We start from the raw sequence: 24,847 nt of genomic DNA on the forward strand, positions 1-24,847 counted from the left end.
CCTTTAAGGTGATGCCATGGCGCCCTCCAGCCCGTTGCGTCTTGTGCTGGTCGATGACCACGAGATGGTCATCGAGGGCCTCAAGGCCATGCTGACCACCTTCGATGACCGCGTCCAGGTGGTCGGTCAGGCCATCGGCGCCGAGCAGGCCGTCGAGGTGGTGACCGCGCTGGCACCCGATATCGTGCTCTGCGATGTCCGCATGCAGGGCTCCAGCGGACTCGACCTGTGCCTGAAACTGCGCGAGCTCGACCCGGAGCGCAAGGTGGTCATGCTGTCGGTCTACGACGACGAGCAGTACCTCTTCCAGGCGCTGCGGGTGGGCGCCTCGGGATATCTGCTGAAGAGCATCAGCAGCGACGAACTGGTACGCCAGCTGGAATTCGTGCACCGTGGGCAGACGGCCATCGACCCGGGGATGGCGGCCCGGGCCGCCGACACGGCGGCCCGCCTGCAGCGCGACGAGTTCTGGCCCGGGGTGCGGCAGGGGCTCACCCAGCGCGAGAGTGAGATCCTGTCCTACGTGGTCAGCGGGCTGTCCAACCGCGGCATCGCCAATAAGCTGGTGATCGGGGACGAGACCGTCAAGACCCACCTGAGTTCCATCTACCGCAAGCTCGGGGTCAGCGATCGCACCGGCGCCGTGGCCACCGCGCTGCGCGAGGGCATCTACAGATGAGCCGCGCCAAACCACCCACCCGGGGGCAGGTCCTCACCGCCGACCGCGAACTGACCCTGCTGCGCGAGCTCATCGAGGCCGCCTCCCGCGGCCCGGGGGTGGAACCGCTGGCCGCCGCGGCGGCCCGGATGATCACCGACGCCACCGCCACCGACGTGTGTTTCGTCCACGTGCTCGACGACACCGAACGGTCGCTGACCCTGACCGGCGCCACCCCGCCGTTCGATCTGGAGGTCGGCAAGATCCGGCTGCCGTTGGGCCAGGGCATCTCCGGCTGGGTGGCCAGCAACCGGCAGCCCGTGGTGATCAGCCACGACAAGGAGTCCGACCCGCGCTATCTGCCGTTCGAATCGTTGCGCGGCTCCGACTTCACCTCGATGGTCTCGGTGCCGATGGAGACCGATCCGGGTGGCCTGGTCGGGGTGCTCAACGTGCACACCGTGCACCGTCGCGAATTCACCGAACGCGATGTGGAGCTGCTGCTGGTCATCGGGCGGCTGATCGCCGGCGCGCTGCACCAGGCCCGGCTGCACCGTCAGCTGGTGGCCCGCGAACGTGCCCACGAGAACTTCGTCGAGCAGGTCATCCAGGCCCAGGAACTGGAGCGCCGGCGACTCGCCGGGGACATCCACGACGGCATCTCACAGCGATTGGTCACCCTGTCGTACTGGTTGGACGCGGCCACCCGGGCGGTCGCCGACGGTACCGGCCGGCCCTCGGAGTTCGCCGTCGACCACCTGACCAAGGCCCGCGAACTGGTGGACCTCACCCTGCAGGAGGCCCGCGCCGCGATCAGCGGACTGCGTCCGCCCGTGCTCGACGATCTGGGGCTGGCCGGAGGCCTGGCGAGTCTGGCCCGCTCGATCCCCGAACCGAGCATCGAGGTCGACCTGGCCCGGGACCGGCTGCCCGATCACATCGAGCTGGCGTTGTACCGGATCGCCCAGGAGTGCCTGCAGAACGTCGTCAAACACGCCCGGGCCGGCCGCGCACGACTCACCTTCGCGGTCCTGCGGGACGGCGACACCGAATCCGCCCGCCTCGAGATCGTGGACGACGGCGTCGGGTTCGACACCTTCGAGCATCCGCTGGGCAGCGACGAGATGGGCGGCTACGGGCTGCTGTCGATGGCCGAACGCGCCGAGATCGTCGGCGGCCGACTGCACATCCGGTCCCGGCCGGACGCCGGGACGACGGTCACCGCGACGATCCCGCTGACCAGTTCCTGACGGCTCAGAAGTCGCCGGCGTGCCGGCGCAGCGTCTCGATCGAGGTGGCCAGCGCCCGTGACTGTTCGGGGGAGATCCCGATGTCGGCGAACACGTCCTTGTTCAGCGTCTCGGTGGCGTCCTCGACGGTGGAACGACCCAGTTCAGTCAGCCGCACCAGGGTGGTGCGGCCATCGGTCGGGTGCGGCAGGCGCTCCACCAGCCCGTCGCTCTCCAGCCGCCGGATCGCATGGGTGACGCTGGTGACGTGCACCTGCAGCCGGTCCGATGCCTTGGTGATGGGTAGTTCACCGTTGGCGCTGAAGGCCAGCAGACGCAGCAGTTCGAAGCGGGAGAAGCTCAGGTCGTACGGCCGCAACGCGTTCTCCACCCGGGCCAGCAGGATCTGATGGGCGCGCATCACCGAGGTGACGGCCACCATGCCGTCGGCGACGTCGCCCCAGCCGGCGCGCTCCCAGTTGGCGCGGGCCAGCGTGATCGGGTCCCGTTTGCCGGCGTGTGAGGGCATGCCCTTTTCATACCATCGCCGCCGCCACCGCCGACAACACCGCGCGGGTGGACTGCTCGGTTCCCACTGTGATCCGCACCCCGCCGTCGGCGTAGGCGCGCACCCGAACCCCGGTGCCGTCGAACACCGCGGGCCAGCCGTGGCGGCCGCGCTCATCGCCGGGCAGGTAGATGAAGTTGGCCCGCGCGTCGGTGCAGTACACGCCCATCGCCGACAGCCGGGCCCGCAGCCTGCGGCGCTCGGCCGCGATGGACCGGATACGTTGCTGGAGTTCGTCTTCGGCGCGGTAGCAGGCGGCGGCGGCAACCAGGCCGGTCAACCCGATGCCGAACGGCAGCTGCATCGTCCACAGCCGGCGGGCCAGTTCCGGCGCGCAGAAGCCGTAGCCGACGCGCAAGCCGGCCAACCCGTAGGCCTTCGAGAAGGTGCGTATCACAACCACATTCGGAAAGCGCAGTACCAGCTCCCGGGTGTCGATCCGGTCGGACGGGGCCAGAAACTCCACGTACGCCTCGTCCAGCAGCACCGCGGTGTCCGGCCGCACCCGGGCCAGGAACTGTTCGATGTCGCCCGCCGGTTCGATGGTGCCGGTCGGGTTGTGCGGACGGCACAGCACCACCACCCGCGCGGTCGCGGCCGCCGCGGCCATCGCATCGAGATCGTGGCGCCCGTGGACGTCCAGTGGCACCGTCACCGGACGCAATCGGGCCATCTGCGCGAAGATCGGGTAGCCATCGAAGGTGGGCGCGGTCGTCACCATGGTGTCCCCCGGCGTGGTGAGCGCGTGCAGCACCTGCAGGATGACCCCGGTGGCGCCGGTGCCCACGACCACCTGATCGTCGCGGACCCCGATCCGGGCGGCGATCAGTGCCCGCATCCGTTCCGGTAGGAACTCCGGGTAACGGTTGGCCGCGCCCAGGCAGTCGGCCAATGCGGCGCGGACCGAGGGCAGCGGCGGGAACGGGTTCTCGTTGAGCGACAGCGCCAACGGGTCGATCGCCGTGGGAACCGCGGCGCGCAGGTCGGGCAGCCCGTCTGGCATGCTCATCGTCCACCCCACCGGACCGCGGCGGCGCCGGCGAAGTCCCCGGCGTGGGCGAAGGCGGCCATCAGCACGGTGTCGCCGGCCTCGAGCCGGCCCTCGGTCACCGCCCGGTCCAGATTGACCGGGATACCGGCGGCGAACAGGTTGCCGCACTCATCGAAGGTATCGACGTGGCGGGATGCGGACAGTTCCAGGGCATCGCGCCAATTGCGCAGGAACACCCGGTTGGGCTGGTTGGTCACCAGCAGGTCGATGTCCCTGGGCGCCATGCCGATCCGGTCGCACACCGCGTAGCAGACCTCGGGCACCTGGCGGTTGCCGCGGGCCAGCACCTTGGTGATCTTGGACTCGGTGAATCCGATGCACCCCTCCCCCGGGCCGGCCGCCCACCACTTGCGGGGCGGGTCCACCGCGATGGTCATATCGCCGGCGAATTCGCCGTAGGTGCGGCATTCGACGTCCAGGATCGGCGATCGGTCCGAGCGGGCGACCAGCCCCACCGCGGCTCCGTCGCCGGGCACCGAGGCCTGCGCCTTGCGCCGGATCGTCTCCTGGTCGAAGATCTGCCCGGCCGCGTTCTGCACCACCGCGATCAGCGCGGTGCGGCCTTCCCCGCTCGCCAGCAGATTGCGCGCCAGTTTGAGTCCGAGCACGAACGACGCGCATCCGCCATTGTGCAGATCCAGCACCCAGTTCGGTTTGATACCGAGACGGTGTGCCACCGCCCCGCCGCCGCCGTAGAACGGCATGTCGGGCAGCTGGGTGTGGGTGATCAGCACGTCGATATCGGCCAGCGTGTCGGCGCCGTGCCGTTCGATGAGTCCGGCGGCGGCCCGTTCGACCATGTCGGTGGCGGTCTCGTCGGGGCCGACGTGATGACGGAACCGCGGCGCCCGGAACATGAGATTGTCTCGGAGATCATCGGATTCGGCGTACTGCGCGTAATAGTCGGCGCCGATCGGCTCGCCGGGCAGGTAGGTCGAGACATCGAGCAGGCTGACCGCCGTGGTGTTCATCGGTGCGCCCCGGTCATCCAGGCCGGCCTGACCGGCAGGCCGTGCCGGTGCCGGTACTCGGCGATCGCCTTGAGGTTGCGCAACTCCAGTTCGTGACCGGCCCCGAACATGTCCCAGAAGTCACCGACCCACACCGGACGCTCCGGGGGTGCGGTCTCCGGGTACGGATTCTGGTCGTAGAACGGGTGATGACAGTTGGTCCACAGCACCACCGACCCGGGCTTGTTCAACACCACCTGCGCGTCGACCACCCGCATCAGATAGATCATCCACAGGTGGTGGCCCTGATCCCAGGCGCAGTGGTAGTCGACGGTCATCGCCTCGCGGTTGGCGACCGTGCGCGTGAAGATCTGAGTCTGCGAACCCAACCGGTCGTGGGCCAGCCACAGCCCCGGTTCACCGGCGGGAACGAACCCGCGCAGACTGTAGGTCCATTCCTCCAACGACCGAGTGTCGGCGAGATAGTCGAACAATTCGGCCGGGGGGCAGTCGATGAAACTGTTGACCGTGCAGAATGCGCCGAACACCTCATCGTGCGGATACACCGAGCGCATCATCTCCATGATGATCGGGGTGGCGCTCTCCCGGGGAGAGGTTTCGATGCGGATCAATCCGTCGATCGGTTCGGCGATATCGTCAAGTGCGGGCAGCGACATGTTCTTTGACCTCCTGGTTGATGAGAAACGGTGCGAACGTGGGTATTTCGTCGGCTGAGCATTCGATGTTGACGACCGAAGGTCCGGCCACCGCCAGCGCCGCACGCAACGCCGCGGGCAGCGCGTCGAGGTCGGTGACGTCGACCGAGGGCAGGCCGGGGAACATGGCCGACAGACCGGCGCCGAGGCGGCTGGCGGTGAACCGGTTGTAGCTGTAGCGATCTCCGTAGAACAGTTGCTCGCGGGTCACGCACATGGCGTGGGCATTGTTGTTGAACAGCACCACGGTGACCGGCAGCCGGTACTGGATGGCGGTGTGCAATTCCAGACCGTGCATGAAGAATGCCCCGTCCCCGGCGATCACCACGGTGCGGCGGCCCCGCGCGAAGCACATGCCGATTCCCGCGCCGAAGCTGTAACCCATACCACCCATGCCCAGCGCCACCAGGAAGCGCCCGTCGCGGCGGGCCCGCAACCGGTGGATCGCCGACGCCCCACAGTTGCCGGCGTCCACCACCACATCGGCACCGTCGGGCAGGGCCCGATCCAGCGCGTCGACCGCATCGCGGTAGCGGATCCCGGGCCCGTGGTGGCCCGGCGGGCTCAGCTCGGTATGCGGAATACGTTCGGGCACAGAGATTCCGGTCGGCCGCCCGGCGCCGGTGAGCGCAGCGTTGAGCAGCACCAGGGAAGCGCGCAGGTCCTCGGTGTGGACATGGGTGCTCGGCACATAGGGCACCGCGTACCCGAGCGAGAACACCGGCACGGCGGCCAGGGCAGCGTCCAGGCCGGCCCGTGCGGTCACCGACAGCCGGGTGCCCACCAGCAGGCAGGCCGCACTGTCGGCGATCACCTGGGCCACCCCGGGATGCCCCATCACCCCGGTGACGCCCAGCGCCGAGGAACTGCCGAGCCCAGGGGCGCCGCTGACATCCTTGGCGTCGGGGACGGTGGCCACCCGCGCCCGCAGCGTCGCGCGCAACCGTTCCAGCTCGTCGCGCGCATCATCGCGGGCCACCTGTTCCCCGGCGATGATGGTCACCGGGCCGCACGTGCTGCGCAGCCGCGCGGCGATCGGGCCCGGGTCTCCCAGCTGCCGGCCGTTCAGTCCGGCCTGGACGGATGCGCCGCCGAACGTGCCCTGCTGGATGTCCTTCGGCAGCAACAACACCGCCGGGCCCCCGCGCCGGGCCGCGGCGATCGCCTCCGGCAGGGCCACGCCGATCTCGTCGGGGCGCAGGATGCGCCGACAGAAGACCGACACCGCGGAGAACAACGCCTCGGCATCCAGCGACCCGTTGTGACCACTGGTGTCCTGGAAGCTGCCCCGGCCGTCCATCGTGCTGGGCGGCTGGCCGACCAAGGCCAGTACGGGCACCCGGCTGGTCAGCGATTCGCCAAGCCCGGCAACCAGATTCAGACTTCCACCGCCGGATGTGGCGGCCACGACGCCCAGCGCCGAGGTGGCCCTGCTGTACCCGTCGGCCATTGTCGCGGCGGAGAACTCGTGTTTGGCCAGCACGGCGGTGATGTCGGTGCGCACGGCCGCGGCGTCGTACAGATCCTCGATGTTGGCGCCGTCGACCCCGAAGATGTGACTGACACCGTGTTGCGCCAATTGCTCGACGATGTGGTCGACCACTCGGTGTGTGCTGACCATCGGCGTACCTGCCTTCCCGTTCAGCAGGTGACACGCAACGCGGCGCGCTGGGGTTCACCCGGGCAGGGAATTCACAGGTTCTTCTCGAGCAGCACTTTCCCGTCGTCTGCGGAAACCAGTTGCACGGCGGCGATCTCATGGGCGGGCATGGGGGTGTTCCCACTGGGCAGTGCGGTGGCACCGGACAAACCCAGCCACGTGGCTATCTGCGTATGGCTGCCGTCGCGGCCGACGACCACCATGCCCAGATTCTGGGCGGGGGCGTCGCGTTGACCCCAGTCGCCGTAGCTGCAGGCCATGTCGATGCGGGTACCCCAGGTGTAGCTGGACATCGCGATGCTCGCGTTGATCGGGGTCTCGTTGACCTTGCTCATCTCCAGCATCGCCACGGTCTGCGGCGAACCCTGTTGCAGGCCCAGGGTTTCCGGCCGGATGACGGCGACCAACCCGAGGATCAGGAGTGCGGCCGCCACGCCGAGTGCGGCGGCGGTCACCCACCGGGTGCGCTCACGGCGCCGGCGCACCCGGGCCAGAAGCTGTTCGCGTAGCGCGGGTCGCAGCGGCGGATCGGGGGCCTGTCCGTCCAGCGCCTCCACATCCTGCAGGTCCACCATCGCCAGCAGCGCCGGCATCCCGGTGAGTTCGGCGACCGAGGTGGCGCAGCGGGCACAGGTCTGCAGGTGCGCCTCGAACTCGCGGCGTTCCCCTGGCGACAACGCGCCCAGCACGTAGCTGGCGTCCCAGGTGAGGTACCGGTCGGCCGGCTCACCCGCAGAGGTCCGCTCGGGGCCGGTCATCGGGTCACCCCCATCTCCTGCAGGTTCAGTCTCAGCGCGCGCACCGCATAGTGCAATCTCGATTTCACCGTTCCCTCTGCGATGCCGAGGTCATCGGCAATCTGGGCGGTACTCCATCCCTGGTAATACGCTCGCCGGATCACTGCGCGGTGGTCTGGGGACAATTCACTCAGAGCGGTACTGATCAATAGTCGATCCAACGCCGTATCCACTTCGTCGGGGCCGGCAGCGGATGCGCCGGCGACCGTTTCGACATCGGGCGTGCCGGTCTCGTTGCGGAACCGTGCGCTGCGACGGTCGTCGATGACCAGATTACGCGCGACGGTGAACAGCCACGCCCGGGCCGACCGGTCCGGGTCGGCAGTCACTTCCGGGTGCCGCCAGGCGCGCAGCAGGGTCTCCTGCACCACGTCTTCCGCCCGGGCGGCATCGCCGGTCAACCGCAGGGCATATCGCCACAGCGCGCCTGCGTGTTCGTCATAGAGAACCCGCATCATCGCGGCCTCCGGATCGTCCACTCCAACCTCCGTCTCTGACACGACGTGAGTGGTGATCGAGTTCAACCGGGCTCAGACATCAGCAAACGACCCGGTTCAATCCAGAGTAGGTCGACCCGACCGTGCGAACGCTGCCTACCGGCTGTGCGTTTCCGCGCAGGAGACCCGATGTCGGGCAGCGGCCCTCAGAGCGTCAGGATGCGCGGGCCGTCGTCGGTGACGGCCACGGTGTGCTCCCAGTGCGCCGCCCGCGAACCATCGGTGGTGACGACCGTCCAGTCGTCGTCGAGCACCTTGGTGTTCGTGGTTCCCAGGGTCAGCATGGGTTCGATCGCCAGGACCGACCCCACCTCCAGGTAGGGCCCGCGGCCCGGGGCGCCCTCATTGGGCAGGAACGGATCCATGTGCATCTCGCGTCCGATGCCGTGCCCGCCGTACCCGGCGACGATGCCGTACTTGCGCCCGTCGCGTGCCTCGGCGGCGTGCGTGCCGACCTCGATGGCGTGCGACACGTCGGTGAGCCGGTTGCCGGGCAGCATCGCGGCGATGCCGGCCTCCATGGAGGTCCGGGTGGCCTCGGACAACAGTTCGTCGGCCGGGATCACGGTGCCGACCCCGAAGGTGACCGCCGAATCGCCGTGCCAGTCGTCCAGGATCGCCCCGCAGTCGATGGAGACCAGGTCACCGTCGACCAGTTTCTCGGCGTCGGACGGGATGCCGTGCACCACCCGGTCGTTGACCGAGGCGCAGACGGTGGCCGGGAACCCGTGATAACCGAGGAACGACGGCACACCGCCGCCGTCCCGGATCACCGACTCGGCGATCCGGTCCAGCTCACCGGTCGAGACACCGGGCACGGCAGCCTCGCGGACCGCCTTCAGCGCCGCGGCCACCAGCGCACCGGCGGCGGCCATCGCGTCCAACTCGCCGGGACTGCGGCGGGGGACGACCTTGCGACGTAGGCCCGGCACGTTGATCATGAGCGACCGATCACCGGTGCTACTTGCCGAGGGCGGCCAGCGCCCGGGCGAACACCTCGTCCAGCGTGCCGACGGCTTCGACGGTCTTGAGTTCGCCGGCGTAGTAATCCAGCAGCGGCGCGGTCTCGTCGTTGTACACCTTCATCCGGTTGCGGATGATCTCCTCGGTGTCGTCGGCGCGGCCGCGACCCTTGAGGCGTTCGAGCAGTTCGTCCTCGGAGACCCGGAACTCCAGCACGGCGTCGAGCTTCAGGCCGCGCTTGGCCAGCATCTCCTTGAGCGCCTCGGCCTGTTCCACCGAACGCGGGAACCCGTCCAGGATGAATCCCCCGGCGGCGTCCTCGTGGTCGATGCGGTCGTCGACGAGGGCGTTGGTCAGCGAGGCGGGCACCAGGTCACCGGCGTCCAGGTACTTCTTGGCCTCGACACCGAGCGGGGTGCCCGCACCGATGTTGTGCCGGAACAGGTCGCCGGTGGAGATCTGCGGGATGCCTAGCTGGGCGGCGAGCTTCTCCGCCTGGGTTCCTTTTCCGGCACCGGGAGGTCCGAGCAAAACGATTCTCACTTGAGGAACCCTTCATAGTTGCGCTGCATGAGCTGGCTCTCGATTTGTTTGACGGTGTCCAAGCCCACGCCGATCATGATCAGCACCGCGACGCCGCCGAACGGCAGGTTCTGCAGGGTGGCGCCACCGCTGCCCGCCTGCAGGACCACGTTCGGCAGGACGGCGATCACACCGAGGTAGATGGAGCCCGGCAGGGTGATGCGACTCAGCACGAACCGCAGGTAGTCGGCGGTGGGCTTGCCCGGGCGGATGCCCGGGATGAACCCGCCGAACTTCTTCATCTCGTCGGCCCGCTCTTCGGGGTTGAACGTGATCGATACGTAGAAGTACGTGAAGAAGATGATCAGACCGAAGTAGAAGGCGATATGCGTCGGGCTGGTCGGGTTGGACAGATGGTTGGCGACGAACGAGCTCCACCATCCGGTGCCCGGATTGTCGCGGCCGCTGTCGATGAGCTGGGTGACCAGCTGCGGGATGTAGATCAGCGAGGACGCGAAGATCACCGGGATGACGCCGGCCTGGTTGACCTTGAGCGGCAGGTAGGTCGAGGTGCCGCCGTACATCCGCCGGCCGACCATGCGCTTGGCGTACTGCACCGGGATACGGCGCTGGCCCTGCTCGACGAAGACCACACCGACCAGGATGGCCAGGGCGCCGATGCAGACGAAGGTGAACACCATGCCGCCGCGGCCGTCCAGGATGGCCTTGCCCTCGGCCGGGATGCGCGCGGCGATACCGGCGAAGATCAGCAGCGACATGCCGTTGCCGACGCCACGCTCGGTGACCAGCTCGCCCATCCACATCACCAGCGCGGCACCCGCGGTCATGACGATGACGATGACGATCAGACCGAAGATCGAGGAGTCGTCGATGATGTCCAGGCTGCAGCCCTGCATCAGGCCGCCGTTGGCGGCCAGCGCGACGATGCTGGTGGCCTGCAGGATCGCCAAAGCAATCGACAGGTACCGGGTGTACTGGGTCATCTTGGCCTGGCCGGCCTGACCCTCCTTCTTGAGCTGCTCGAACCGCGGGATGACCACGGTGAGCAGCTGCACGATGATGCTCGCGGTGATGTAGGGCATGACGCCCACCGCGAACACCGACAGCTGCAGCAGCGCGCCACCCGAGAACAGGTTGATCAGGCTGTAGATCTGCGCGGAGTCACCCCCGCTGACCTGCTCGATGCACTGCTGCACGTTCGGGTAGTTGACGCCCGGCGACGGGATGGTCGCGCCGACGCGGTACAGAATGACCAACCCGAGGGTGAACAGGATCTTGCGCCTGAGGTCGGCAGTCCGCAGCGACGAGATGAAAGCCGAAAGCACTCTTCCTCCTGCGCAGCCGACTTCAATCGCGCGGCGTGCCGATGGGGCTGGAATCGTTCCAGCGTTTGGTTAAGTCTCGCGCAATCTACCTGCAGGTTCATCACCAGCGCAGCCGCGCGTCAAACAGTCTACGAGAGTAACAGTTCAACTCCGCGCCCCCCGTATCCGACCGGGGCGCAGATCGGTCTCAGTTGCCGTTCAGGTTCGGAGCGTACAGTCGATCATGTTCATTACATAAGCTAATTAATTCGGCAAGGAGACCACATGGCACGCACCGACGGAGACACCTGGGACCTGGCCTCCAGCGTGGGTGCCACCGCGACAATGGTCGCGGCGGCCCGCGCGATGGCCTCCTCCCGGCCCGACCCCGTGATCAACGACCAGTTCGCCGCTCCCCTGGTCCGTGCGGTGGGTGTGGAGTTCTTCACCAAGCTCGTCGACGGCGAGATCACCGAGGCCGACCTCGGTGACGACCCGCAGATGAACATCGCGCGGTTCGCCAATGCGATGGCCGCGCGCACCCGGTTCTTCGACGAGTTCTTCGATCAGGCCGCCGCTGCCGGCGTCCGGCAGGCGGTCATCCTGGCCGCCGGACTGGACTCCCGGGCCTACCGCCTGGACTGGCCGTCCGGCACCGTGGTGTTCGAGATCGACCAGCCCGAGGTGATCGCGTTCAAGTCGCAGACCCTGGCCGACCTCGGCGCCCAGCCGACCACCGAGCGGCGCGCCGTGGCGGTGGACCTGCGTGACGACTGGGTGTCGGCGCTGCGGGCAGCCGGCTTCGACCCGACGGCACCGACCGCGTGGATCGCCGAGGGCCTGTTCGGGTACCTGCCGCCCGAGGCCCAGGACCGACTGCTCGAACTGATCACCGAGAACAGCGCCCCGGGCAGCCGGATCGCCGCCGAGGCCGTCCCGAGCACCGCCGACGTCGATGAGGAGACCGTCCGGGAACGGATGCAGTCGGTGAAGGACAAGTGGGCCTCGCACGGCTTCGATCTGGACTTCAGCGAGCTCGTCTACCTCGGTGACCGCAAGGATGCGGCCGAGCACCTGAGCGAGCTCGGCTGGACCACCTCCGCGCAGTCGGCCAACGAATTGCTGGACCGGCTGGATCTGCCGACAATCGACGAGGACCAGCAGGTCGGGCAGGCTTCCTACCTCACCGCGCTGCGATGACGACGCGCTCCGAAGGCGACAGCTGGGATCTCGCGTCCAGTGTGGGGGCCACCGCGACATCGGTGGCCGCCACCCGGGCCTTCGCCAGCCGCGGCCCCGACCCGTTGATCGACGATCCGTACGCGGCGCTACTCGTGGAGGCCGTCGGACTGCCGCACTTCGTGAAGGTGGCCCGAGGTGAGATCGAGGCGCCCGCGGCGGCGGCCGCCGGGCCGGACGCCCGAGACCCGCTGTTCGGCCCCGATGTGATGCTGCATCAGATCGCGGTGCGCACCCGGTTCTTCGATGAATTCCTGCGGACCGCGGTCGCAGACGGCATCCGGCAGGCCGTCATCCTGGCCTCCGGGCTCGACACCCGCGCCTACCGCCTGGACTGGCCGGCCGGCACCGTGGTGTTCGAGGTCGACCAGCCCGAGGTCATCGAATTCAAGACCCGGGTGCTGGCCGAGGCCGGCGCCTCCCCCGCCGCCGACCGCCGCACGGTGGGCGTCGATCTGCGCGACGACTGGCCGGCCAAGCTGCGGGACTCGGGCTTCGATCCCGCACTGCCGACCGCGTGGATCGCCGAGGGTCTGCTGCCGTATCTGCCGCCCGACGCCCAGGACCGGCTGCTGGACAGCATCACCGCGCTGAGCGGGCCGGGCAGCGCGCTGGCCACCGAACACATCGACAGCAAAGCCTTCACCGGGGACTGGGCCAAGGAACTCACCGCGCGTAGCCGCCGATTCGGCAGTGACATCGACCTGACCGAGTTGTTCTACACCGGACCGCGCACCCCGGCGGCCGAGCACCTCGACGCGGCAGGCTGGCAGGTGGAACTGCTGCCGACCGCGCAGGCCTACACGGCCAACGGTTTCCCGCCGCCCGGCGACCGGATCACGGGGATGATCGGGGATTCTGGATATCTGACCGCGACACGGAACCAGGGGGCTGGCGATGGCACGAACCGAGGGTGACAGCTGGGACCTGGCCTCCAGCGTGGGGGCGACGGCGACGATGGTGGCCGTCGGACGCGCCGTCGCCAGCGCCGAAGAGCACGCACTGATCGACGACCCGTTCGCCGCTCCCCTGGTGCGTGCGGTCGGCATCCCCGCGTTCACCATGATGGTGGACGGCACGCTGAACATCGCCGACGTCGCGCCGGAAGCGGCGGCCCAGGTGAAGTCGAACATCGACGAGATGGCCGTGCGGACGAAGTTCTTCGACGACTACTTCGTCGCGGCGGGCCAACAGGGCGTCCGGCAGGCGGTGATCCTGGCGTCCGGCCTGGACTCGCGGGCCTACCGGTTGCCGTGGGCGGACGGCACCGTCGTCTACGAGGTGGACCAGCCGCAGGTCATCGAGTTCAAGACCCGCACGCTGGAGGATCTGGGTGCCGCTCCCACCGCCGTGCGCCGCACCGTTCCGATCGATCTGCGTGAGGACTGGCCCGCGGCGATGCGCGCCGCCGGCCTGGACCCGGCGCAGCCGACGGCCTGGTGTGCCGAGGGGCTGCTGATCTATCTGCCGCCGGATGCGCAGGACCGGTTGTTCGACAACATCCACGCGCTGAGCGCGCCCGGCAGCACGGTGGCCACCGAGTTCGTGCCCGGCATGCGCGATTTCGACCCGGAACGCGCTCGCGCCGCGACCGACACGTTCTCCCGGCTGGGGCTGGACATGGACATGCCGTCGCTGACCTACCACGGTGAACGTCGTTCCGCGGCGGACGATCTGACCGGCAAGGGCTGGCAGGTCACCGGCGTGCCGCGCACCGAACTGTTCCACCGGTACGGCCTGCCCACACCGGATCTCGGTGAGCACGACGTGCTCGGCGAGATCGTCTACGTCAGCGGCGTCCTGCCCCGGGGTTAGCCGGCCCGGCTGTCGACGTACTCCAGCTGTGCCGGCGCCTCCGGGGTGCCGGGCGTCTCGGTACCGCCGATCGGGCAGCGGGCGGTCTCCGGGATACCGATCAGCCCGACGGCGCCCACCACGCAGGCGAACATCATGTAGAAAGCCGGGACGAGGTTGCTGCCGGTGAAGGAGACCAGCCAGTCGTTGAGCGCGGGCGCGGTCCCACCGAAGATCGCCGTCGACACGTTGTAGGAAATGGCGAAACCCGCGAACCGGACCTGGGTCGGGAACATCGCCGGGAAGGTCGCCGAGATCGTGGCCAGCTGCGGGACATAGAGCAGGCCCAGCACCGCGAAGCCGACGATCGCGCCCGCCACCCCGGTGCCCATCAGCAGGAACATCGGCACTCCCGCGAGGAACAACCCGGCCAGCGAGAACCACCACATCGGTTTTCGGCCCACCCGGTCGGACAACCGGCCGGCGAACGGCAGGAACACCATCATCGTCAGCATCCCGACGATCGGCACCACCAGCGAGGCGCTCGCGGACAAGCCGATGGTGCGCTCCAGATAGGTCGGCATGTAGGTCAGCAGCGTGTAGTTGACGACGTTGAGCGCCACCACCAGAGCGCCCAACTGCAGGATGGGCCGCCAGAAGCCGGTCACCAGATCCTTGAACTGGCCGGCGGTGTCGTCCTCGGTCCCATCGGTCTCGGCCAGTTCCTGGAACACCGGGGTCTCCTGCAGCCGCGACCGCAGGTACACACCGACCAGTCCGAGCGGCGCGGCGACCAGGAAGGGTAGCCGCCAGCCCCAGTCCGCCATCTGCTCCTCGCCCAGCACCAACGAACAGCCGAGCATCAGGGCTGCGCCCAGCGACAGTCCGGCCAGCGTCCCGAACTCCAGGAAGCTGCCCAGGAACCCCCGCCTGCGGGACGGCGCGTACTCGGCCATGAAGGTCGCGGCGCCGCCGTACTCACCGCCGGTGGAGAAGCCCTGGATCATCCGCAGCACCACCATCAGCACCGGCGCCCAGATACCGATGGCCGCGTAGCTCGGCACCAGCCCGACACCCAGGGTCGCGCCCGCCATCAGCAGGATCGTCAGCGCCAAGACCCGTTTGCGCCCGATCCGGTCACCGAGTGGACCCCACACGAAACCGCCGAGCGGGCGGACCACGAAGGACACCGCAAACGTCATCAACGCGAACAACGTCGCGGTCTGGCTGTCCCCCGGGAAGATGGCGGCCGAAATGTAGCTGACGCCGAAGGCGTAGATGCCGTAGTCGAACCATTCGGTGGCGTTCCCGATCGCCGAGGCCGCCACCGCCTTCTTCACCACGTCCGGCGGCGGTGCCGACCTACTTTGCTGCGCTGCGCTCATCGTTGGGCTGTGCCCGACGGTGAGGAGAGCTAAACATCCCGGATCGACCCGGGCCCGCTCAGAACCGGTGGTCCCCCAGCCACAGTGCGTGCGCACCGGTGACGGAACGCTCCACCTGGTCGACGATCCCGGCGACGGAGCCGCCCAGCAGCGCGCCGAGGGCCTGGGGCACCGAGGCCGCTGCGGGTTGCGAGGAGGCCTTGGGCCGCAACATGTCCAGCACCGAGGATCCCGGATAGTTCACGATCCGCACGTCGGCGTCGGGTGCGAGTCCGGCGCGGACCTTCGCCCGGACGATGGCGGTCTGCAGGCCACCGAGTTCATCGACCAGACCCCGCTCCTTGGCGTCGGCGCCGGTCCAGACCCGGCCGCGGGCCACCTCTTCGACCGCCTCGACGGTGAGGTTCCGGCCGGCCGCCACCCGCTCGACGAAGTCGGTGTAGAACAGGTCGGCCTCGGCCTCCACATGCTCCTGCTGCTCGGCGGTGAAGCGTTCGTTGCTCGACCAGGCGTCGGCGTTCGCGTTGGTACGCACGGAATCCGATCCGACACCGAGCTTGTCCTTGAGCTGCCGGGAGACCAGCTTGCCGGTCACCACGCCGATCGAGCCGGTGATGGTGCCCGCATTGGCGACGATCTCGTCGGCGGCCATCGATACGTAGTACCCGCCGGACGCGGCGACCGCGCCCATCGAGGCGATCACCGGTTTGCCCGCCTCGGTGGCCCGGACCACCTCCCGCCAGACGGTCTCCGACCCGGTGACCGCACCGCCAGGGCTGTTGACCCGCAGCACGATGGCCGACACATCGTCGTCGGCGACCGCCTCGCGCAGGGCCGCGGCGATGGTGTCGCCGCCGGCGCTGGAGTTCCCGATCGGCAGCATCTGCGGGCCGCCGCGACCGCTGACGATCGGCCCGTCCAGGGTCACCACGGCGATGCCCGGCTTGGCCTTGCGTCCCGGGATCGGGGGCGTCGGCAGGGCGGGGTTCGTCTTCGCGTACCGGGCCAGGAACAGCCGCGGCGGGGCGTCCTCCCCGTCGGCGCGGGCGGGGGCGCCGGTGAGTTCGGCGATGCGCGCGTAGGCCTCGTCCCGGAATCCGATGCGGTCGACGAGCTTCGCCTCGACCGCGGCGTCGCGCAGCAGCGGCGCCTTGTCGGCGAGTGCGTTGATCTCGTCGACCTGCAGGCCCCGGGCCTGGGCCACCGCGGCGAACACCTGTGCGTGCAGGCTACCGATCAGTGCGCTATCGGCCTCCCGGTGCGCCTCGGTGTAACTGTCCTGGGTGAACAGGTTGGCCGCCGACTTGTACTCGCCGCGCGCCACGAACTGAGCCTCGATACCGGCCTTGTCGAGCGCGCCGCGCAGGAACAGCGCGCTGGTGGCGAACCCGATCAGCCCGACGGTGCCGGACGGCTGCATCCACACCTCGCGGAAGGCCGAAGCCAGGTAGTAGGACAGCGTGCCCGGGTAGGTCTCCGCCCAGGCCAGCGTCGGCTTGGCCTTCCCGAACGCCGCGATGGCATCGCGCAGTTCCTGCACCGGGCCGGGCGCGGCAGCGGGCAGCTGGATCCGCGCGATGAGCCCGGCCACCCGGTCATCCTCGGCGGCGCGGTGCAGCGCATCGACGGTCTGCCGCAGCGTGAGCGGCCTGCCGCCGAGCGAGAGCATGGTCAGCGGGTCGAAACCGGTGGACTCCGGCGGTGCGGTCTGCAGATCGAGCTCGAGCACGCAGCCGTCGGGCACCCCGTTGTGGCGGGCGGTGTCGACCTTGCGGGCCAGGGCCGACAGAGTGTCGGGGCCGGGCAGGTTGGGAAGGAATCCGAACATGTCCCGAGCCTACCGGCGCAGGTAGGCCCGCCATTTTCGCCGATCGTGAAACCGCCGCGGCGGTTGCCGGGATTTCGGTCGCTCCCGGCGCCGGGAGTAGGGTTGGTCCGTCCGCGGGCGTGGTCGCAGACCGCCCCGGCTTCCCGCCGGCCCCGTACCGGCAGTGCCGCCGGCCCTTCGCGCGTCGGGTATCTCTCATGCTGCAGTGATCGGAGCCCCATGGCGTCTCAGATACGTCTCGCCGACTCGACGTCCGTGCGCAGCGCCCTACGCTCCCCTCGGCGGCTGAAGACCGAGGTGCTGGCTGGTCTGGTGGTTGCGCTCGCGCTGATCCCCGAGGCCATCTCGTTCTCCATCATCGCCGGCGTCGACCCCAGGGTCGGGTTGTTCGCCTCGTTCACGATGGCCGTCACGATCGCTGTCGTCGGCGGCCGGCCCGCCATGATCTCGGCCGCGACCGGCGCGATCGCCCTGGTGATCGCCCCGCTGGCCCGCGAGTACGGGGTCGACTACTTCGTCGCCGCGGTCATCCTGGCCGGGGCACTGCAGGTTCTGCTGAGTGTGCTCGGGGTGGCCCGGTTGATGCGCTTCATCCCGCGCAGCGTGATGGTGGGTTTCGTCAACGCGCTGGCGATCCTGATCTTCACCGCCCAACTTCCGCATCTGCTCGGGGTGCCGGCACTGGTCTATCCCTTCGTCGCGGTCGCCCTGCTCATCCTGATCCTGCTGCCCAGGCTGACCACCGCGGTGCCGGCCCCGCTGGTGGCGATCGTGTTGCTGACCGCGGCGGTGGTGGCGTTCGGCCTGGACATCCCCAATGTCGGGGATCAGGGCGAACTGCCGTCCAGTCTGCCCAGCCTGTTCCTTCCGCAGGTGCCGTTGACCTGGGAGACGCTGCAGATCGTGGGCCCGTACGCGTTGGCGATGGCGCTGGTCGGTCTGCTGGAGTCGTTGATGACCGCCAAACTCGTCGACGACATCACCGACACCCACTCCGACAAGACCCGGGAGGGCTGGGGCCAGGGCGTGGCCAACCTGGTGACCGGGTTCTTCGGTGGAATGGGCGGCTGCGCCATGATCGGCCAGACCATGATCAACGTGAAGGTGTCCGGCGCCCGGACCCGGATCTCCACCTTCGTGGCCGGCGTGTTCCTGCTGATCCTGGTGGTCGGGCTCGGCGACGTCGTCGGGCTTATCCCGATGGCCGCGCTGGTGGCGGTGATGATCATGGTGTCGGTGGCCACCTTCGACTGGCACAGCATCAACCCGGCGACGCTGCGCCGGATGCCGCGCAGCGAGACCCTGGTCATGCTGGCCACCGTCGCGGTCACGGTGGCCACCCACAACCTGGCCTACGGCGTCATCGTCGGGTCGGTCACCGCGATGGTGCTCTTCGCCCGGCGGGTCGCGCACTTCATGACCGTCGAGCGCGTGGTCGACGAGGATGCGGCCAGGGTGACCTACCGGGTGTCCGGGGAACTGTTCTTCGCCTCCAGCAACGACCTGGTCTATCAGTTCGACTACGCCGCGGACCCGGACACCGTGGTCATCGACGTGTCGCAGTCACATATCTGGGACGCGTCCACGGTGGCCGCCCTGGACGCCATCACCACCAAGTACCGGGCGCGCGGCAAGCGCGTCGAGATCGTGGGCCTCAACCGGGACTCCGCGGAACGCCATGACCGGCTGTCGGGGCAGCTGGGGACGGACTGACAGCACCGAGTGTGCATCTACTGCGGGAAATCGCCCAGACCCCCGCAACGGATGCACACTCGGCGACCGCGCCGGACACGCCACATACCTCCGCAACGCAAAAGGCCCCTGCCGGAGCAGGGGCCTTCTGACGTCGAGCTGTTTACAGTTCGGTGGCCGAACCGCCGGCGGCGGTGATGGCCTCGCGGGCGCTGCCGCTGAACTTGTTGGCGGTGACGTCCACCTTGACGGCCAGCTTGCCGTCGCCGAGGACCTTCACCAGGGTGTTCTTGCGAACCAGACCCTTGCCGACCAGCTCGTCGACACCGATGGTGCCGCCCTGCGGGAACGCCTTGGCGATATCGCCGACATTGACGACCTGGTACTCGGTGCGGAAGCGGTTCTTGAAGCCCTTGAGCTTCGGCAGCCGCATGTGGATCGGCATCTGGCCACCCTCAAACGTCGACGGGACGTTCTTGCGGGCCTTGGTGCCCTTGGTGCCGCGACCGGCGGTCTTACCCTTGGAGCCCTCACCGCGACCGACGCGGGTCTTCTTGGTCTTCGACCCGGGGGCCGGCTTCAGGTCGTGAAGCTTGATGACACTCATGATTCCTAGCCCTTCTGCTCTTCGCGCGGGCGCTCATCGCCGACGACCTCGACGTCGACGAGGTGATGCACGGTCTTGATCAGACCCCTGGTCTGAGCGTTGTCCTCACGGACGACGGACTGGCGGATCTTCCGCAGCCCGAGCGTCCGCAGGCTTTCGCGCTGCTTCCAGCGTGCGCCGATGGTCCCGCGCACCTGGGTGATCTTCAGTTCAGCCATGACTATGCCGACCCCTCACGCGCGGCACTGGCGGCCAGCGCCTCGCTCTCGCGCCGTGCCCGGAGCATGCCGGCCGGCGCCACATCCTCGATGGTCAGGCCGCGACGGGCCGCCACCTCTTCGGGACGCTGGATCTGCTTCAGCGCGGCAACGGTGGCGTGCACCACGTTGATCGCGTTGTCGCTGCCCAGCGACTTGGCCAGGATGTCGTGCACCCCGGCGCATTCCAGCACGGCACGAGCAGCGCCACCGGCGATCACACCGGTACCGGGGCTGGCCGGACGCAGCATCACGACACCGGCCGCGGCCTCACCCTGCACCGGGTGGACGATGGTCCCGCCGATCAGCGGCACCCGGAAGAAGTTCTTGCGAGCTTCCTCGACGCCCTTGGCGATGGCGGCCGGAACTTCCTTGGCCTTGCCGTAGCCGACACCGACCATGCCGTTGCCGTCGCCGACGATGACCAGGGCGGTGAAGCTGAAGCGCCGACCACCCTTGACCACCTTGGAGACGCGGTTGATGGTGACGACGCGCTCGATGTAGTTGCTCTTCTCACCGCGGTCGTCGCCGCGGCCCCGGCCGCCACGATCGTCGCGACGGCCACGGCCGCCACGATCGTCGCGGCCACCGCGATTGTCCTGCGCCGAACCGGCGCCAGCCTGCTCGGCCATCATGCAGTCCTCTCGTTAACAGTCATCAGAATTTCAGCCCGCCTTCACGCGCGGCATCCGCCAGCGCGGCGATCCGGCCACCGTAGGTGTAGCCGCCACGGTCGAACACGACCGTCTCGACTCCGGCAGCCTTGGCGCGCTCGGCGATCAGCTGACCGACGCGCACGCTCTGCGCCTTCTTGTCACCGTCGACCGCACGCACGTCGGGCTCGATGGACGAGGCCGCGGCGACGGTGACGCCGGCGAGATCGTCGATGAGCTGGACGTGGATGTGCCGCGACGAGCGGTTGACCATCAGGCGCGGGGCGTCGGCGGTGCCTTCGACCTTCTTACGCAGCCGGGCGTGCCGACGCAGACGCGCGTTGCGCCGGGTCTCGGAGATGTTCTGCCCCACCGGCTTGTGGGTGGCAGCTTCGTTCTTCGTAGCCATCGGTTACTTACCTGTCTTTCCGACCTTGCGGCGGATCTGCTCACCCTCGTAGCGCACGCCCTTGCCCTTGTACGGGTCGGGGCGACGCAGACGACGGATCACCGCGGCGATCTGGCCGACCTTCTGCTTGTCGATGCCCGAGATCGAGAACTTCGTGGGTGTCTCCACCGTGAAAGTGATGCCCTCGGGCGCTTCGATGAGAACCGGGTGGCTGTAGCCGAGTGCGAACTCCAGGTTGGAACCCTTGAGCTGCACGCGGTAACCGACGCCGTAGATCTCCATCTTCCTGGTGTAGCCCTCGGTCACACCGGTGACCAGGTTGGCCACCAGGGTGCGCGACAACCCGTGCAGCGAACGGCTGCGCCGCTCGTCGTCGGGGCGGGCCACCAGGATGGCGCCCTCGTCATCGCGCGACACCTGAATCGGCTCGGCGACATCCAGGGTCAGGGTCCCCTTGGGGCCCTTGACCGACACGTTCTGACCATTGATGGTCACATCGACCCCGGCAGGAACCGGGACCGGCTGCTTTCCAATACGCGACATGTTCTTGTTCCCCTACCAGACGTAAGCGAGGACTTCGCCGCCCACGCCCTGTCGAGATGCCTGGCGATCGGTGAGCAGACCCGAGGACGTGGAGATGATCGCCACGCCCAGGCCGCCGAGCACCTTAGGCAGATTGGTGGACTTTGCATAGACACGCAGACCGGGCTTGCTCACCCGGCGCAAGCCGGCGATGCTGCGCTCACGGCTGGGGCCGTACTTCAACTGCACCACGAGGGACTTGCCCACGCGGGCATCCTCGGTGCGGTAATCGGAGATGTAGCCCTGCTCCTTGAGGATCTCGGCGATGTTCGCCTTGATCTTCGAGTGCGGCAGAGTCACCTCGTCGTGATACGCCGAATTGGCGTTACGCAGACGAGTCAAGAAGTCTGCGATGGGATCGGTCATCGTCATGACAGCCGGTTCACCTTCCTCGCGGCGGTTCCCTTCGGGCCTACCGTGTTAATCAGTAATGAATGCTGGTTACCAGCTGGACTTCTGGACACCGGGCAGTTCGCCCGCATGCGCCATCTCGCGCAGGCAGATCCGGCACAGGCCGAACTTGCGGAACACCGCGTGCGGCCGGCCGCACCGGTTGCACCGGGTGTACGCGCGCACCGCGAACTTCGGCTTCTTGTTGGCCTTGTTGACCAGAGCCTTCTTTGCCATTGCTCAGTTCTCCTTGAACGGAAAGCCGAGGGCCCGCAGCAGCACTCGTCCTTCGTCGTCGTTGGTCGCCGTGGTGACGACGGTGATGTCCATGCCGCGGGGGCGATCGATGGAATCCACGTCGATCTCGTGGAACACCGACTGCTCGGAGAGCCCGAAGGTGTAGTTGCCGCTGCCGTCGAACTGCTTGGGGCTCAGGCCGCGGAAGTCACGGATACGCGGGAGCGCGATCGAGACCAGGCGATCCAGGAACTCCCACATGCGGTCACCGCGCAGCGTGACGCGGGCGCCGATCGGCATACCCTCGCGCAGCTTGAACTGGGCGATGGACTTGCGCGCCTTGCGGATCTCGGGCTTCTGGCCGGTGATCAGGGCGAGATCGTTCACCGCGCCGTTGATCAGCTTCGCGTCGCGGGCGGCGTCACCGACACCCATGTTCACGACGACCTTGACCACGCCGGGGATCTGCATCACGTTGGCGTAGTTGAACTCTTTGTTGAGCGCGTCCTTGATTTCCTCGCGGTAGCGCTGCTTCAGCCGCGGCTGCACCTTGGCGGCGTTTTCTACAGTGGTCATTCTCAGATGTCCTTGCCGTTGCGCTTGGAGACCCGAACCTTCTTGCCGGTCTCCTCGTCGAAGCGGTAGCCGATGCGGGTGGGGTTGCCGTCGGAGTCGATCACCATCACGTTGGAGACGTGGATGGCCGCTTCCTGGGTGACGATGCCGCCGGAGGAGGCGCCGCGCTCGTTCTGCGACTGCGCGGTGTGCTTCTTGATCCGGTTGACGCCCTCGACCAGAACCTTGTCGCGGGTCGGGTAGGCCTCGATGACCTTGCCCTTGGCGCCCTTGTCCTTACCGGAGATGACGAGCACGGTGTCGCCCTTGTGCACCTTCATTTACAACACCTCCGGGGCAAGCGAAACGATCTTCATGAACTTCTTCTCGCGCAGCTCGCGACCCACCGGGCCGAAGATGCGGGTGCCACGCGGGTCGTTGTCGGCCTTGATGATGACCGCCGCGTTCTCGTCGAACTTGATGTAGCTGCCATCGGCACGACGGCGCTCCTTGACGGTGCGCACCACGACGGCCTTGACGACATCTCCACGCTTGACGTTGCCGCCCGGGATGGCTTCCTTGACGGTCGCCACGATGATGTCGCCGATGCCGGCATAGCGCCGCGACGAGCCACCGAGAACGCGGATGCACAAGATCTCCTTGGCACCCGTGTTGTCGGCGACCTTCAGCCGCGATTCCTGCTGAATCACTCGATCTCCTGACCTGGTTTTGTGTGCACGGCAGATACCGACCTGACGTGCGCGGTCTTTGTTGCCCCGAGAGCACGCAGGGTTTTCTCACACGAAGAGAACCGAGGTCTGCCCCAGGCAACCCCTAGAGTCTAGGGGACGACCTGCTGAGAGCCAAATTGCTCACCGCAGCCGCACAAAACGTGCGTGGCCTGCTAGAAGAGGCCGATCCGCTCGTACGCCGCCGCGGCCGCCAACACCGTTGCATCGGCGTGCCTCCGGCCCACGATCTGCAAACCCATGGGAGCCCCTCCCACCAGGGCCGCAGGAACAGAGATCGCCGGCTGGCCGGTGAGGTTGAACGGGTAGGTGACGGCCAGCGCACCCCAGTGGTCCACCGGACGACCGTCTATCTGGGTGGGCATGGGGCCCTCGGCGGCGAAGGACGGCACCGTGGTGGCCGGCGTGAGCAACAGATCGAATGTTCCGAACGCCGCCGCCATGTCGGCCACCAGCCGGGCCCGCGCCTCGTGCGCATCGAGCAGCGACGTGGCATCCAGTTCGGCGGCGGCCTCGAAGTAGCGTCGCACCGCCGGATGAACGTTCCCGAAATCCACCGCCGCGCCAACCTGGGCATGGACGTCCGGCGCCGACAGCGTACGAAACGCTGTGCTGCACGCCGGGTCGATGCGCACCGCCGCGGCGCTCACCCGGCGCGCACCGGTGGCCTCGATGAATTTCTCGGCGGCCACTTCGGCCGCTGCGGCGACCTCGGGATCACACGGCGCCCCACCGGGTGTCGCCGTGAAAGCCACTCGCAGTGCACTCAAATCGGTTGCGTGCAAGTTCTTTTCGAACGATTGCGCCGGCGCCGGCAGAGACGCCCGGTCATGGTGATCGATGCCGCAGATGCTGTCGAGCACCCGCGCGGTATCGGCGACGGTCCGGGTCAGCACTCCGTAGTGGTCGTTGTCTGCGACTCCCCTGTGCCGCGGCCCGCGTGGAACCAATCCATAAGTCGCCTTGAAGCCCACGAGTCCGCAGTAGGACGCCGGAATACGCAATGAGCCGGCGCCGTCGGTGCCGGTTGCCACGGGCACCATGCCGGACGCGACGGCAGCGGCCGACCCGCCACTGGACCCGCCCGGCGTCAGGTCGGTGTTCCAGGGGTTGCGGGTGATGCCGTGCAATACCGATGCGGTGTAGGAAGCACGGCCGAACTCCGGGGATGCGGTCACCCCGATCGGCACCGCACCGGCGGCGACAGCTCGGGCCACCAGGGTGCAGGTGTGGTCGGCGATCCGGCCGGCGTGCAACGTGCTCCCCATCGCGAACGGCCAGCCTTGCACCGGCTGCAGTTCCTTGACCCCCATCGGCACCCCGGCCAGCGCGCCCGGGTCGCCACCGCGGGCCACCACCCGGTCGACGTCACGGGCCCAGTCCATGGCCCGCTCACCGTCGACGTGGATGAAGGCGTTGAGCGCGCCGTTGGTCTCCTCAATGACCGTCAGAGCCCGCGCCACGGTGTCCTGGGCGCTGACCTGACCCGACCGCACCAGATCGGCCGTCTCGATCACGGTCGTCGCGTTCACCC

29 protein-coding genes are annotated in these 24,847 nt (G+C 68.2%); 6 read left to right on the plus strand and 23 right to left on the minus strand.

Going from position 1 to position 24,847, the window contains the following annotated elements:
• Window positions 1-16 precede the first annotated feature (16 nt).
• Together V4U86_RS22715 and V4U86_RS22720 are read left to right on the plus strand one after the other, a co-directional pair.
• Window positions 17-679: a response regulator gene (locus V4U86_RS22715; protein ID WP_395308142.1), complete on the plus strand. Its 663-nt coding sequence runs from the start codon at window positions 17-19 to the stop codon at window positions 677-679.
• Complete coding sequence (locus tag V4U86_RS22720) at window positions 676-1,908, plus strand: GAF domain-containing protein (RefSeq protein ID WP_395308143.1); 1,233 nt, start codon at window positions 676-678, stop codon at window positions 1,906-1,908. Before V4U86_RS22715 ends, V4U86_RS22720 begins: the two co-directional genes overlap by 4 nt.
• Window positions 1,909-1,912: 4 nt before the next feature.
• On the opposite strand, the gene V4U86_RS22725 is transcribed toward V4U86_RS22720, so the two are convergent.
• The 10 genes from V4U86_RS22725 to secY form a co-directional block, all read right to left on the minus strand.
• Window positions 1,913-2,416: a MarR family winged helix-turn-helix transcriptional regulator gene (locus tag V4U86_RS22725; protein WP_395308144.1), complete on the minus strand. Its 504-nt coding sequence runs from the start codon at window positions 2,414-2,416 to the stop codon at window positions 1,913-1,915.
• 7 nt (window positions 2,417-2,423) lie between these two features.
• A complete protein-coding gene (locus tag V4U86_RS22730; protein WP_395308145.1) occupies window positions 2,424-3,464 on the minus strand; it encodes a pyridoxal phosphate-dependent aminotransferase in 1,041 nt (346 codons plus the stop codon).
• Window positions 3,461-4,477, minus strand: a complete 1,017-nt coding sequence (locus V4U86_RS22735; protein WP_395308146.1) for a 3-oxoacyl-ACP synthase III family protein — start codon at window positions 4,475-4,477, stop codon at window positions 3,461-3,463. Before V4U86_RS22735 ends, V4U86_RS22730 begins: the two co-directional genes overlap by 4 nt.
• Window positions 4,474-5,133 (minus strand): SRPBCC family protein, encoded by a 660-nt coding sequence (locus tag V4U86_RS22740; protein ID WP_395308147.1) that lies wholly within the window; start codon window positions 5,131-5,133, stop codon window positions 4,474-4,476. Before V4U86_RS22740 ends, V4U86_RS22735 begins: the two co-directional genes overlap by 4 nt.
• Window positions 5,114-6,793: a thiamine pyrophosphate-binding protein gene (locus V4U86_RS22745; RefSeq protein WP_395308148.1), complete on the minus strand. Its 1,680-nt coding sequence runs from the start codon at window positions 6,791-6,793 to the stop codon at window positions 5,114-5,116. The genes V4U86_RS22740 and V4U86_RS22745 overlap by 20 nt, the downstream gene beginning before the upstream one ends.
• Window positions 6,794-6,864: 71 nt before the next feature.
• Window positions 6,865-7,590: an anti-sigma factor family protein gene (locus V4U86_RS22750; protein WP_395308149.1), complete on the minus strand. Its 726-nt coding sequence runs from the start codon at window positions 7,588-7,590 to the stop codon at window positions 6,865-6,867.
• The gene (locus tag V4U86_RS22755) at window positions 7,587-8,108 is read right to left on the minus strand and encodes a sigma-70 family RNA polymerase sigma factor (RefSeq protein ID WP_395308150.1); all 522 of its coding nucleotides are present in this window, start codon (window positions 8,106-8,108) and stop codon (window positions 7,587-7,589) included. Before V4U86_RS22755 ends, V4U86_RS22750 begins: the two co-directional genes overlap by 4 nt.
• Window positions 8,109-8,272: 164 nt before the next feature.
• The gene (map, locus tag V4U86_RS22760; protein ID WP_395308151.1) at window positions 8,273-9,067 is read right to left on the minus strand and encodes a type I methionyl aminopeptidase; all 795 of its coding nucleotides are present in this window, start codon (window positions 9,065-9,067) and stop codon (window positions 8,273-8,275) included.
• Between the two features lie 19 nt (window positions 9,068-9,086).
• Window positions 9,087-9,632, minus strand: coding sequence for an adenylate kinase (locus V4U86_RS22765; protein ID WP_395308152.1), 546 nt, complete (start codon window positions 9,630-9,632; stop codon window positions 9,087-9,089).
• Window positions 9,629-10,957 carry a preprotein translocase subunit SecY gene (secY, locus tag V4U86_RS22770; RefSeq protein ID WP_395308153.1) on the minus strand — a complete coding sequence of 443 codons (1,329 nt, stop codon included), beginning with the start codon at window positions 10,955-10,957 and terminating at the stop codon, window positions 9,629-9,631. The genes V4U86_RS22765 and secY overlap by 4 nt, the downstream gene beginning before the upstream one ends.
• A gap of 264 nt (window positions 10,958-11,221) precedes the next feature.
• Between secY and V4U86_RS22775 the strand changes: the two genes are divergently transcribed.
• From V4U86_RS22775 to V4U86_RS22785, 3 genes are read left to right on the plus strand one after another with little or no spacing between them, the layout of a single operon-like run.
• Window positions 11,222-12,136 carry a class I SAM-dependent methyltransferase gene (locus V4U86_RS22775; RefSeq protein WP_395308154.1) on the plus strand — a complete coding sequence of 305 codons (915 nt, stop codon included), beginning with the start codon at window positions 11,222-11,224 and terminating at the stop codon, window positions 12,134-12,136.
• On the plus strand, window positions 12,133-13,092 hold the full coding sequence (locus tag V4U86_RS22780) for a class I SAM-dependent methyltransferase (protein WP_395308155.1): 960 nt from the start codon (window positions 12,133-12,135) through the stop codon (window positions 13,090-13,092). Before V4U86_RS22775 ends, V4U86_RS22780 begins: the two co-directional genes overlap by 4 nt.
• Window positions 13,073-13,990 (plus strand): SAM-dependent methyltransferase, encoded by a 918-nt coding sequence (locus V4U86_RS22785; RefSeq protein WP_395308156.1) that lies wholly within the window; start codon window positions 13,073-13,075, stop codon window positions 13,988-13,990. The genes V4U86_RS22780 and V4U86_RS22785 overlap by 20 nt, the downstream gene beginning before the upstream one ends.
• On the opposite strand, the gene V4U86_RS22790 is transcribed toward V4U86_RS22785, so the two are convergent.
• On the minus strand, window positions 13,987-15,354 hold the full coding sequence (locus V4U86_RS22790; RefSeq protein WP_395308157.1) for an MFS transporter: 1,368 nt from the start codon (window positions 15,352-15,354) through the stop codon (window positions 13,987-13,989). The genes V4U86_RS22785 and V4U86_RS22790 overlap by 4 nt on opposite strands.
• 58 nt (window positions 15,355-15,412) lie before the next feature.
• Complete coding sequence (gene sppA, locus V4U86_RS22795) at window positions 15,413-17,182, minus strand: signal peptide peptidase SppA (RefSeq protein ID WP_395308158.1); 1,770 nt, start codon at window positions 17,180-17,182, stop codon at window positions 15,413-15,415.
• Between the two features lie 219 nt (window positions 17,183-17,401).
• Here sppA and V4U86_RS22800 point away from each other — a divergent pair, with 219 nt between their 5' ends.
• Window positions 17,402-18,895, plus strand: a complete 1,494-nt coding sequence (locus V4U86_RS22800) for a SulP family inorganic anion transporter (RefSeq protein WP_395308159.1) — start codon at window positions 17,402-17,404, stop codon at window positions 18,893-18,895.
• 142 nt (window positions 18,896-19,037) lie between these two features.
• On the opposite strand, the gene rplO is transcribed toward V4U86_RS22800, so the two are convergent.
• The 11 genes from rplO to V4U86_RS22855 all read right to left on the minus strand — a co-directional run bounded on the left by rplO (window position 19,038) and on the right by V4U86_RS22855 (window position 24,845).
• A complete protein-coding gene (rplO, locus tag V4U86_RS22805) occupies window positions 19,038-19,481 on the minus strand; it encodes a 50S ribosomal protein L15 (protein ID WP_395308160.1) in 444 nt (147 codons plus the stop codon).
• 5 nt (window positions 19,482-19,486) lie between these two features.
• Complete coding sequence (gene rpmD, locus V4U86_RS22810) at window positions 19,487-19,699, minus strand: 50S ribosomal protein L30 (RefSeq protein WP_236433567.1); 213 nt, start codon at window positions 19,697-19,699, stop codon at window positions 19,487-19,489.
• Between the two features lie 2 nt (window positions 19,700-19,701).
• A complete protein-coding gene (rpsE, locus tag V4U86_RS22815) occupies window positions 19,702-20,370 on the minus strand; it encodes a 30S ribosomal protein S5 (protein WP_395308161.1) in 669 nt (222 codons plus the stop codon).
• A 25-nt stretch (window positions 20,371-20,395) separates the two neighbouring features.
• Window positions 20,396-20,800: a 50S ribosomal protein L18 gene (gene rplR, locus V4U86_RS22820; protein WP_395308162.1), complete on the minus strand. Its 405-nt coding sequence runs from the start codon at window positions 20,798-20,800 to the stop codon at window positions 20,396-20,398.
• 3 nt (window positions 20,801-20,803) lie between these two features.
• The gene (rplF, locus tag V4U86_RS22825) at window positions 20,804-21,343 is read right to left on the minus strand and encodes a 50S ribosomal protein L6 (RefSeq protein ID WP_395308163.1); all 540 of its coding nucleotides are present in this window, start codon (window positions 21,341-21,343) and stop codon (window positions 20,804-20,806) included.
• Between the two features lie 12 nt (window positions 21,344-21,355).
• Window positions 21,356-21,754 carry a 30S ribosomal protein S8 gene (gene rpsH, locus V4U86_RS22830; protein WP_087019285.1) on the minus strand — a complete coding sequence of 133 codons (399 nt, stop codon included), beginning with the start codon at window positions 21,752-21,754 and terminating at the stop codon, window positions 21,356-21,358.
• Window positions 21,755-21,823: 69 nt separating this feature from the next.
• A complete protein-coding gene (locus V4U86_RS22835) occupies window positions 21,824-22,009 on the minus strand; it encodes a type Z 30S ribosomal protein S14 (RefSeq protein WP_019510998.1) in 186 nt (61 codons plus the stop codon).
• Window positions 22,010-22,012: 3 nt separating this feature from the next.
• Window positions 22,013-22,585, minus strand: coding sequence for a 50S ribosomal protein L5 (gene rplE / locus V4U86_RS22840; RefSeq protein ID WP_057167044.1), 573 nt, complete (start codon window positions 22,583-22,585; stop codon window positions 22,013-22,015).
• 2 nt (window positions 22,586-22,587) lie between these two features.
• Window positions 22,588-22,905 (minus strand): 50S ribosomal protein L24, encoded by a 318-nt coding sequence (gene rplX / locus V4U86_RS22845; RefSeq protein WP_395308164.1) that lies wholly within the window; start codon window positions 22,903-22,905, stop codon window positions 22,588-22,590.
• The gene (rplN, locus tag V4U86_RS22850; protein WP_068000387.1) at window positions 22,906-23,274 is read right to left on the minus strand and encodes a 50S ribosomal protein L14; all 369 of its coding nucleotides are present in this window, start codon (window positions 23,272-23,274) and stop codon (window positions 22,906-22,908) included.
• A 194-nt stretch (window positions 23,275-23,468) separates the two neighbouring features.
• Window positions 23,469-24,845, minus strand: coding sequence for an amidase (locus V4U86_RS22855; RefSeq protein WP_395308165.1), 1,377 nt, complete (start codon window positions 24,843-24,845; stop codon window positions 23,469-23,471).
• Window positions 24,846-24,847 lie beyond the last annotated feature (2 nt).

It is taken from the genome of Mycobacterium sp. AMU20-3851 (assembly GCF_043974665.1).
GTDB lineage: Bacteria > Actinomycetota > Actinomycetes > Mycobacteriales > Mycobacteriaceae > Mycobacterium.